Below are 9,542 nucleotides of genomic sequence, written 5' to 3'. Positions count from 1 at the left end.
TCCCGCATGAAAGCCAGCCATGTCGCCGCAATGATTTTCTGCTGTGCCGCGCTTCCGATCGCGGCCGCCGAGCCGATGAACGGGCCCGAATTCGAGGCCTACGTGACGGGCAAGACGCTTTATTTCGGGCAGAACGGCGAGGCTTACGGGGTCGAGGAATATCGCGAGAACCGGCGAGTGCGATGGTCGTTCCTGGATGGGCGCTGCAAGGATGGCATCTGGTACGAGGACAGCGGCATGATCTGCTTTGTCTACGAGGACAATCCGGTGCCGCAATGTTGGTCCTTTTTCGAGGAGCCGGGCGGGCTTCGGGCGATTTTCGAGAACGACCCTGCGGCCACCACGCTATACGAAGCACAACAGGACGATCAGCCGATGGTTTGTCTCGGCCCGGACGTGGGCGTCTAGCGCAGACCGGCTTTTCGAAAAGCCGGAAAAGCGTCTTCGAAGACGCTTTGGCGCGCATGAAAAAGGCCGGTTCGGAAACCGGCCTTTCGCACGTTTGTGGTAAGTTTTATTCGCGATTGCCGAGCAGTTGCAGCAGGAACATGAACATGTTGATGAAGTCGAGGTAGAGCCGCAATGCGCCCATGATACCCGATTTCTCCAGCCATTCGCGATCGGCATGGGCCGCGTGCTGGATATACTCGTTCTTGATCGACTGCGTGTCATAGGCAGTGAGCCCGGCGAAAATCAGGACACCGATGATCGAGATCGCGAACATCATCGCCGGCGACGCCAGGAAGATGTTGATGATCGACGCCACGATCAGGCCGATCACGCCCATGATCAGGAACGCGCCCCAGCCGGAAATGTCCTTCTTGGTGGTATAGCCCCAGAGCGACAGGCCGGCGAAGGCGATGGACGTCACGAGGAACACCTGCGCGATGGAGAAGCCGGTGAAGGCCACGAAGATCCAGCTCAGGCTCAGCCCCATGACAGCTGCGAAGGCGTAGAAGAACAGGCGCGCGCCGGCGGCGGACATCTTGTTCATCATCGCGCCGAACGCGAAAACCATGATGAGCGGCGCGAACATGACGATCCAGCCGAGGATATTGGGCTGCAGGGTCATGGGGTCGCGGAACACCGCCAGCAAGTCGGGGCTTGTGCCCACCGCCCATGCCACGGCGAAGGTGAGCAGCATGCCGACAGACATGGTGCCATACACCTTGTTCATATGCGCGCGCAGACCCTCATCAATCTGGGCGGCTCGGGCGCCAGCAACGCCGGTCGTCCGGATTGTGTTGAATTCAGCCATTTATCCCTCCGCAAAGAATTCAGGTGTCTCCCGCTCCTGCGGGGACAGATGGAACGAATATCGTGTCAGGAGCGCTTCATTTCAAGTCGCTCGCAACGCCTTCACGCGCAAAAAGTTGCGACTTTTATGCATTATTCATGCGTTGCCGCCTCTTTCGCAATCTCGATCACGACCTTTCCGGTGGATTTTCGGCTGCGAAGAAGCTCCAGCCCGTCATTCGCTCGATCGAAGGGCAGAACATGGCTCACATGGGGTTTGATCCGTCCGGCATCATACCAATCCAACAGAGTGCACAGGCTGTCGGTGACGACGTCGGGACGAAACTTGAGATAGCCGCCCCAATAAACACCGAGAATCGAGAGGTTTTTCACCAGAAGGTGATTCGCCTTGATCTGCGGCACCTCTCCGCTGGCAAAGCCGATGGGAAGAAGCCGGGCCTCGGGCTTGCAGGCGCGAAACGCGGCCTCGAACTGCGCGCCCCCGACCGGGTCATAGACCACGTCCGCGCCGCCCAGCGTCCGCATTTCGTCGCGGATGTCCTGCGTTTCGGCATCGATCAGGTAGTCCGCGCCAGCTGCCCGCGCCGCGTCCAGCTTGGCCGTGCCGCGTGCGCAGGCGACGACAGTGGCCCCCATCAGCTTGCCGATCTCAACGGCCGTGAGCCCCACCCCGCCGGCGGCGCCGAGCACGAGCAGCGTTTCACCTTTCTGAAGCCGCGCGCGGTGATCGAGCGCGACATGGCTGGTGCCATAGGCGATCTGGAACGCCGCGGCATCGATCATCGACATGACGTCCGGCAATTTGACAGCGCGGGCCGCGTCGAAACAGCCGAACTCCGCCAAACCACCCTGCCCGCCGAAAACGGCGACCCGGTCGCCGGGCGCAAAATTCGAGACCTCGGAGCCAAGCGACTCGACCGTTCCGGCCACCTCCATACCGGGAGTGAAGGGCAGCGCCGGTGTGTCCTGATAGCTGCCCTCCTGCATCAGCAAATCGGCAAAATTCAACCCACAGGCGTAAATGCGTAGCCGAATCTCTCCCGGTGCGGGCTCGGGGGATGCAACGTCATCCTGTTCCGGCGGCTGGCCATGTGACGTGATGCGGTAAGCTTTCATATTTCCCCCGTTCTTGAGTTTATCATTGCGTGCTTTGAAGTTAGCGCGCAACATTGGGCTTTTCAGCGCCTGAGACGCAACCGCGATCCTTCGGCGATTTTTTGCGCTTGCTTGCGATTTGTTAACCATTTTGTGTTTTCGAAACTCAAATTTCTTGCTCCGATACCTGTCATGCTATAGCATTTCGTTAGCAATATTCGGATAGGTTGTTTCCATCGGGATCAGCGCGCCGCTGCTCCACCACGCCTGTCCACATTACAGGACGAGTGATTACGTCTGATGAAAGGGAGCACGAATGGCACATCCGGTTGACGTCCATGTAGGCAAGCGGATTCGACATCGCCGCTGGCTTGTCGGCATGACCCAGCAACAGCTGGCCGAAAAGGTCGGTATCAAATTCCAGCAAATCCAGAAATACGAGACAGGCGCCAACCGGGTCAGCGCATCCCGCCTCTGGGATATTGCGGACGCGCTCGACGTGCCCGTGGCCTTCTTCTTCGAAGGGATCGAGGAAGCGCAGCACGAAGAATCGGCAAACGGCAAGGCCGAGGCCGTGCCATCCGATCTGATGGGCGACAAGGAAGCGCTCGATCTGATCCGATCCTACTACTCGATACCGGAAAACCAGCGCCGCCGCCTCTTTGAACTGGCCCGCGTTCTGTCGGACGTGGCTTGAGCACGAAACGCGTCTGAGATAGCCCGGCGCGGGTTGATTTCGGGAGGCGCGAAATGACTTCCATCCGGGAACAAGACGCGAGCGCGCTGTGGCGCATCGCCGAAAGAATGGCTGACGCGGCACGCGCGGCCATCCTTCCGCATTTCCGCTCTCCGACGCTGTCTGCTGACAACAAGCTGGCCGGAGGATTCGATCCGGTGACGGTGGCGGATCGCGCCGCCGAAAAGGCGATGCGCGAAATCCTTGCGCGGGAGCGCCCCGAGGATGCGATCCTCGGCGAGGAACTCGGCAGCGCACCCGGCACGAGCGGACTGACATGGGTGCTCGATCCGATCGACGGCACGCGCGCGTTCATCAGCGGCACACCGACCTGGGGCGTTCTGATCGCCCTGTCGGACAAGGACGGGCCGCTCCTCGGTCTGATCGATCAGCCCTATACCGGTGAGCGTTTCATGGGCGGGCTCGGCCGCGCCGGCTGGACGGGTCCGGGCCGCAAAGCGCCTTTGGGAACCCGCAAAACGTCTGGCCTTGCAAACGCGATCCTGTTTTCCACCTTTCCCGAAATCGGCACGCCGCAGGACCGAACGGCCTTTGAGCGCGTCATGAGCGAGGTGCAGCTGACCCGCTTCGGCTGCGATTGCTATGCCTATGCCTTGTTGGCCGCGGGGCATATCGATCTCGTCATCGAAGCCGGCCTGAACGCCTATGACGTTCAGGCGCCGATTGCAGTGATCGAGGCCGCGGGCGGGATCGTGACCGATTGGGACGGCAATCCGGCTCATTTGGGCGGCCGTGTGCTCGCCGCGGCGAATGAAGACCTGCACGCAGCGGCGATGGCGCATCTCAATGGCTGACACGGGTGAAAAATTGCGCTAGGCAAGTCAGGCTGGCGCGAGTCCTTCCGTTCCCTTTCTGTCGCCCGGCCTCGGCATCACCGAAAGGGACGCATCGCAAGCGGGAAGGAATGATATGAAAACCCTCATCAAAAACGCCCAAACGATCCTGACGATGGACGATGCCGGGCGGGAACTTTCGAACACGTCCCTGCTGATCGAGAATGGCGTGATCGCCGAGATCGGCCCGAACGACGCAGATGCCGACGAAATCATCGACGCATCGGGTTGCCTGATCACGCCGGGGCTGGTGAACACGCATCACCACCTGTATCAAAGCATGACGCGCGCTGTGCCCGGCGGGCAGGACGCGCTGCTCTTCGGGTGGTTGCAGACGCTCTATCCCATATGGGCACGGTTCGGACCGGAGGAAATCTTCGTCTCCGCGCAGATCGGGCTGGCGGAGCTGGCCCTGTCGGGCTGCACTTTGACATCCGATCACCTCTACCTCTACCCGAACGGCGCGCGGCTCGATGACACCATCGCGGCGGCGCAGGAGGTCGGCCTGCGCTTTCACCCGACGCGCGGCGCCATGAGCATCGGGCAAAGCGATGGCGGTCTGCCTCCCGACAGTCTGGTCGAGCGCGAGGCGGATATCCTGGACGATTGCATCCGCGTGATCGACGCGCATCACGATGCCGCCGACGGCGCGATGGTTCGCGTCGGCGTCGCGCCCTGCTCGCCATTCTCGGTCAGCCGTGATTTGATGCGTGACGCGGCGCTTCTGGCGCGCGACAAGGGGGTAATGCTGCACACCCATCTTGCCGAAAACGATGAGGACATTGCCTATAGCCTCGAAAAATTCGGCTGCCGTCCCGGTCAGTATGCAGAGGATCTCGGCTGGACTGGCGAGGATGTGTGGCACGCGCATTGCGTGAAACTTGACGGCAGCGAGATTGACCTTTTCGCCCGAAGCGGGACCGGCGTTGCGCATTGTCCTTGCTCCAATTGCCGGCTGGGCTCCGGCATCGCCCCGGTGCGCCGGATGCGCGATGCCGGTGTGCGCGTCGGTCTGGGCGTAGATGGCTCTGCCAGCAACGACAGCGGCAATCTCGCGGCCGAGGCGCGGATGGCCATGTTGCTGCAACGGGTGAACAGTGGCGCCGATGCGATGAGCGCGCGCGAGGCATTGCATATCGCGACGCGCGGCGGTGCGGAGGTTCTGGGCCGGCAGGATTGCGGGCAGATCGCGCCCGGAAAACGCGCGGACCTGGCGATCTGGGATGTTTCGGGCGTGGAAAGCGCCGGAAGCTGGGACAAGGCGGCCCTGCTTCTGGCCGGACCGAGCCGGGTAAAACACCTCTTCGTCGAGGGCCGGCAGATCGTCCGGGACGGGCAGCTTGCGACGATCGATCTGCCCCGCGCCATAGAACGGCAAAATGCGCTGGCGCTCGCGCTGGCCGATTGAGCGCGACACGCTTTTGCAAAAGCGTGCCGGATGTTTCGAAGCATCTGGCACGTCGCGCATGATTTGCTAGAGTGCCTGCAAACCTATGCAAGACCAAGAGGCCCCCCGTGACAGCGATCAAGACCACCCATGTCGGCTCCCTGCCACGCACGCAAAAGGTGGTCGATTTCATCTTCGCCCGCGAGCGGGGTGACGATTATGACGGGGCAGGTTTCGACGCCGCCATGCAGGAAGCCGCCTCCGAAACGGTGCGCCGTCAGGTCGATGCGGGGATCGATGTGGTCAGCGATGGGGAAACCTCCAAGATCAGCTATGCCACCTATGTCAAGGACCGCTACACCGGGTTCGACGGCGACAGCCCGCGCAATGCCCCCGCGGATCTGAAGCTCTACCCGTCCTTTCTCGAACGGCTGAAGGACGATGGCGGAACGCCGACCTATGCCCGCCCGATGTGTGTGGGAGAGGTGAAACCGAAGGGTCAGGGCGAATTGCAAACCGATATCGCCAATCTCAAAGCGGGGATGGATACGCATGGCGCGACCGAAGGCTTCATGAACGCCGCCTCGCCCGGTGTCATCTCGCTCTTTCTGCAGAATGACCATTACAAAACGCGCGATGCCTATCTTGCCGCGCTGGCCGATGCGATGCGGGACGAGTATCGCACCATCGTCGGCGCGGGGCTCATGCTGCAGCTCGATTGCCCCGATCTGGCGCTTTCGCGGCACATGCTGTTCACCGATCTGAGCGATGCGGAATTCCTCAGGATCGCCGAGGGTCATGTCGAGGCGATGAACCACGCCCTGGAGGGCATCGATCCCGCGCGCGTGCGCGTGCATATCTGCTGGGGCAATTACGAGGGTCCGCATGTCTGCGATATCGACATGGACAAGGTGTTTCCCGTCCTGATGAAGGCCAATGCCTCGCAAATCCTGTTCGAGACATCGAACCCGCGCCATGCGCATGAGTGGACCGTGTTCCGCGACCGGCGTGCCGAGATCCCGGATGACAAGGTGCTGGTGCCGGGCGTGATCGATTCGACTACCAATTTCGTCGAGCACCCCGAGCTCGTCGCCCAGAGGATCGAACGGTTCGCGGGGATCGTGGGCGCGGATCGCGTGATCGCGGGCAGCGATTGCGGCTTCGGCACTTTCGCCGGTTTCGGCGCCGTCGATCCCGAGATCGCCTATGCCAAGCTCGGTGCGCTCGCCGAGGGTGCGCGCCTCGCCTCGCGCCGGCTTTGACATGATCGAACCGATCGTCCTTCTGCCCGGCATGATGTGCGACGCACGGCTGTTCGAGCCGCAGATCAGGGCGCTTTCGGCCACGCATCCCGTCATGGTCGCTCCGATCACGCAGGGCCAGAGGATCGAGGAAATCGCATCCGGCCTGCTCGACGCGCTGCCGCAGAAATTCGCGCTCGCCGGGCTCAGCATGGGCGGCATCGTGGCGATGGAGCTTTTGCGCCGCGCGCCCGACCGGGTGACGCGCATCGCCCTGATGGACACCAACTGCCTTGCCGAAACGCCCCAGATGGCCGCGAACCGTGAGCCGCAGATCATCAAGGTCAAGGCCGGCAAGCTTGCCGAGGTGATGAGGGACGAGCTCAAGCCGAATTACCTCGCGCCGGGGCCGCAGCGCCCTTCGGTGCTTCAAACGGTGATGGAGATGGCGCAGACCCTCGGACCCGAGGTCTTCGTTCGCCAGTCGCGCGCATTGCAACGCCGCCGCGATCAGCAGCCGACCCTGCGCAAGATCCGCCAGCCCGCACTCGTGCTGTGCGGCGCGCATGATGCACTCTGCCCGGTCAAGCGGCATGTGTTCATGGCCGAACTGATCCCCCACGCGCGGCTCGCGGTGATCGACGACGCCGGGCATCTGCCGACGCTGGAGACGCCGGACGCCGTGTCCGATGCGCTTCGGGAGTGGCTGGAGCAGCCTTACGTCCTGCGGTAGCGCGCGCCGCTGCGGGGTTACGCCACCGCCCGACCGTCATTGCCGGGCTTGATCCGGCGATAGCTGCGCCGCGGAATCTCGGGTCAAGCCTTGGGAGGACGATGGGCGCGAAAACGAAAACCCCGCCGGAGACCGGCGGGGCTTGATCTTCCTATAAGGGAAGGGACTTATTCTTCGCTCTCGGTCTCGAACGCTTCGAGACGGGCCTTGTCGGCTGCGCCCTTTGCATCGGTGTCGCGATCCACGAATTCGATGATCGCCATCGGGGCCATGTCGCCGTAGCGGAAGCCGGCCTTCAGGATGCGGATATAACCGCCCTGACGCTCGGCATAGCGGGGGCCGAGCACGTCGAACAGCTTGGCGACATCCTTGTCTTCCTTCAGCTGCGCGCGCGCCTGACGGCGAGCATGCAGATCGCCGCGCTTGCCGAGCGTGATCAGCTTCTCGACGATCGGGCGCAGTTCCTTGGCCTTCGGCAGCGTGGTCTTGATCTGCTCATGTTCGATGAGCGAGCCGGCCATGTTTGCGAAAAGCGCCTTGCGGTGCTCATGTGTGCGGTTCAGGCGGCGGTAGCCTCGTGCGTGACGCATGTGTCTTCTCCTAATGTGCCCTCTACGGGCGATTTTGCTTTGTCCGGCCACCGATGCGTGTCAGCGGCTCTCCTTGGGGCATCATGCCCGTGGGCGAAGGTTTCCCTTCGCCCAAAGTCTTAAAAGTTGTCTTCCAGCTTCTTCGCCAGATCCTCGATATTGTCGGGCGGCCAATCCTCGACATCCATGCCAAGGTGCAGACCCATGCCGGACAGCACTTCCTTGATCTCGTTCAGCGACTTGCGGCCGAAGTTCGGCGTGCGCAGCATCTCGGCTTCGGTCTTCTGGATGAGATCGCCGATATAGACGATGTTGTCGTTCTTCAGACAGTTCGCCGAGCGGACGCTGAGTTCCAGCTCGTCCACCTTCTTGAGAAGCAGCGGGTTGAACTCGAGCCCGTCATCCTCGTCCTGCTGACGCGCCGATTCCGGCTCGTCGAAGTTGACGAAAATCGAAAGCTGGTCCTGCAGGATACGCGCCGCATAGGCGACCGCGTCCTCGGGTGTGATCGAACCGTCGGTTTCGACTTTCATGGTCAGTTTGTCATAGTCGAGCACCTGGCCCTCGCGGGTCGGCTGCACGTCATAGGCGACCTTCTTGACGGGCGAATAGATCGCGTCGATCGGCATCAGGCCGATGGGCGCATCTTCGGGCTTGTTCTTGTCGGCGGAGACATAGCCCTTGCCGGTATTGACCGTCAGTTCCATGTAGAGATCGGCACCCTCGTCGAGATGGCAGATCACATGGTCGCGGTTCAGAACCTCAATCCCATTGGTTTCCGAAATGTCACCTGCGGTGACGACGCCGGGGCCCTTGGCGTTGATCGACACGCGCTTGGGGCCTTCGACTTCCATGCGCAGGCTCACGCCCTTGAGGTTGAGCACGATATCGGTCACGTCTTCGCGCACACCGGCGACACTGGAGAATTCGTGCAGCACGTTGTCGATCTGCACCGATGTGATTGCCGCACCTTGCAGCGAAGACAGCAGCACGCGGCGCAGCGCGTTACCCAGCGTCAGGCCGAAGCCCCGCTCGAGCGGCTCCGCAACCACGGTGGCCACGCGCGACGGATCGGCGCCCGGCTTGGTGTCAAGCTGCGATGGCTTGATGAGTTCGGCCCAGTTCTTGTGGATCATGCGTCCCTCCATCCTTGTCCCTGCCCCATGTCCGAAAGGCAAAGACGCTCGAGGTTAAAATGACGAAAGCATGGCCCTGCCGGTGGGCAGAGCCATGCCAGAAAAGCGAATTGCCTCAGACGCGGCGGCGCTTCGGCGGGCGGCAGCCGTTATGGGCGATCGGCGTCACGTCGCGGATGGACGTGATGTTGAAGCCGACGGCTGCCAGAGCGCGCAGAGCCGATTCGCGGCCCGAACCGGGGCCCTGAACTTCGACCTCAAGCGTCTTGACGCCGTGATCCTGTGCTTTCTTGCCCGCATCTTCCGCTGCCAACTGTGCGGCATAGGGTGTAGATTTGCGCGAGCCCTTGAACCCCATCGTGCCGGCGGACGACCAGGAGATCGCGTTGCCCTGCACGTCGGAGATCAGGATCTTGGTGTTGTTGAACGAAGAATTCACATGCGCAACGCCAGCGGCGATGTTCTTGGAGACCTTCTTCTTGCCTGCGCGTCGTGTATCGCGTGCCATGATAC

At 62.0% G+C, this 9,542-nt stretch carries 11 protein-coding genes; 6 read left to right on the top strand and 5 right to left on the bottom strand.

Annotated features, from left to right (window positions below; translation table 11 throughout):
- The first annotated feature begins 6 nt into the window (after positions 1-6).
- Positions 7-408, top strand: coding sequence for a hypothetical protein (locus M3465_RS08285; RefSeq protein ID WP_249501269.1), 402 nt, complete (start codon positions 7-9; stop codon positions 406-408).
- Between the two features lie 106 nt (positions 409-514).
- Here the strand turns inward: M3465_RS08285 and M3465_RS08280 are convergent, their stop codons facing one another.
- Positions 515-1,258 (bottom strand): Bax inhibitor-1/YccA family protein, encoded by a 744-nt coding sequence (locus tag M3465_RS08280; RefSeq protein WP_249501268.1) that lies wholly within the window; start codon positions 1,256-1,258, stop codon positions 515-517.
- Positions 1,259-1,389: 131 nt separating this feature from the next.
- Complete coding sequence (locus tag M3465_RS08275) at positions 1,390-2,373, bottom strand: NADPH:quinone oxidoreductase family protein (protein ID WP_249501267.1); 984 nt, start codon at positions 2,371-2,373, stop codon at positions 1,390-1,392.
- 295 nt (positions 2,374-2,668) lie between these two features.
- Here M3465_RS08275 and M3465_RS08270 point away from each other — a divergent pair, with 295 nt between their 5' ends.
- From M3465_RS08270 to M3465_RS08250, 5 genes are all read left to right on the top strand, one after another.
- Positions 2,669-3,049, top strand: a complete 381-nt coding sequence (locus M3465_RS08270; RefSeq protein WP_249501266.1) for a helix-turn-helix domain-containing protein — start codon at positions 2,669-2,671, stop codon at positions 3,047-3,049.
- 53 nt (positions 3,050-3,102) lie between these two features.
- A complete protein-coding gene (gene hisN / locus M3465_RS08265; protein ID WP_249501265.1) occupies positions 3,103-3,903 on the top strand; it encodes a histidinol-phosphatase in 801 nt (266 codons plus the stop codon).
- A gap of 115 nt (positions 3,904-4,018) precedes the next feature.
- Positions 4,019-5,350, top strand: a complete 1,332-nt coding sequence (locus tag M3465_RS08260) for an 8-oxoguanine deaminase (RefSeq protein WP_249501264.1) — start codon at positions 4,019-4,021, stop codon at positions 5,348-5,350.
- Positions 5,351-5,457: 107 nt separating this feature from the next.
- Positions 5,458-6,591, top strand: a complete 1,134-nt coding sequence (locus M3465_RS08255; RefSeq protein ID WP_249501263.1) for a cobalamin-independent methionine synthase II family protein — start codon at positions 5,458-5,460, stop codon at positions 6,589-6,591.
- Between the two features lies 1 nt (position 6,592).
- Entirely contained in the window at positions 6,593-7,303 is a 711-nt protein-coding gene (locus tag M3465_RS08250) for an alpha/beta fold hydrolase (RefSeq protein WP_249501262.1), read from the top strand.
- A 167-nt stretch (positions 7,304-7,470) separates the two neighbouring features.
- Here the strand turns inward: M3465_RS08250 and rplQ are convergent, their stop codons facing one another.
- From rplQ to rpsK, 3 genes are all read right to left on the bottom strand, one after another.
- Positions 7,471-7,893: a 50S ribosomal protein L17 gene (rplQ, locus tag M3465_RS08245; RefSeq protein WP_249501261.1), complete on the bottom strand. Its 423-nt coding sequence runs from the start codon at positions 7,891-7,893 to the stop codon at positions 7,471-7,473.
- Positions 7,894-8,012: 119 nt separating this feature from the next.
- On the bottom strand, positions 8,013-9,029 hold the full coding sequence (locus tag M3465_RS08240; protein ID WP_249501260.1) for a DNA-directed RNA polymerase subunit alpha: 1,017 nt from the start codon (positions 9,027-9,029) through the stop codon (positions 8,013-8,015).
- 115 nt (positions 9,030-9,144) lie between these two features.
- Entirely contained in the window at positions 9,145-9,537 is a 393-nt protein-coding gene (gene rpsK / locus M3465_RS08235) for a 30S ribosomal protein S11 (RefSeq protein ID WP_249501259.1), read from the bottom strand.
- Positions 9,538-9,542 lie beyond the last annotated feature (5 nt).

The organism is Marivita sp. GX14005 (genome assembly GCF_023370775.1).
Taxonomy (GTDB): domain Bacteria; phylum Pseudomonadota; class Alphaproteobacteria; order Rhodobacterales; family Rhodobacteraceae; genus Marivita.
This window is presented reverse-complemented; position numbering and strand designations above follow the sequence as displayed.

Coding starts and splice junctions, on each gene's coding strand:
- rplQ (WP_249501261.1), bottom strand. CDS start 7,893: ATGCGTCACGCACGAGGCTACCGCCGCCTGAACCGCACACATGAGCAC.
- M3465_RS08240 (WP_249501260.1), bottom strand. CDS start 9,029: ATGATCCACAAGAACTGGGCCGAACTCATCAAGCCATCGCAGCTTGAC.
- rpsK (WP_249501259.1), bottom strand. CDS start 9,537: ATGGCACGCGATACACGACGCGCAGGCAAGAAGAAGGTCTCCAAGAAC.
- M3465_RS08280 (WP_249501268.1), bottom strand. CDS start 1,258: ATGGCTGAATTCAACACAATCCGGACGACCGGCGTTGCTGGCGCCCGA.
- M3465_RS08260 (WP_249501264.1), top strand. CDS start 4,019: ATGAAAACCCTCATCAAAAACGCCCAAACGATCCTGACGATGGACGAT.
- M3465_RS08285 (WP_249501269.1), top strand. CDS start 7: ATGAAAGCCAGCCATGTCGCCGCAATGATTTTCTGCTGTGCCGCGCTT.
- M3465_RS08250 (WP_249501262.1), top strand. CDS start 6,593: ATGATCGAACCGATCGTCCTTCTGCCCGGCATGATGTGCGACGCACGG.
- M3465_RS08275 (WP_249501267.1), bottom strand. CDS start 2,373: ATGAAAGCTTACCGCATCACGTCACATGGCCAGCCGCCGGAACAGGAT.
- hisN (WP_249501265.1), top strand. CDS start 3,103: ATGACTTCCATCCGGGAACAAGACGCGAGCGCGCTGTGGCGCATCGCC.
- M3465_RS08270 (WP_249501266.1), top strand. CDS start 2,669: ATGGCACATCCGGTTGACGTCCATGTAGGCAAGCGGATTCGACATCGC.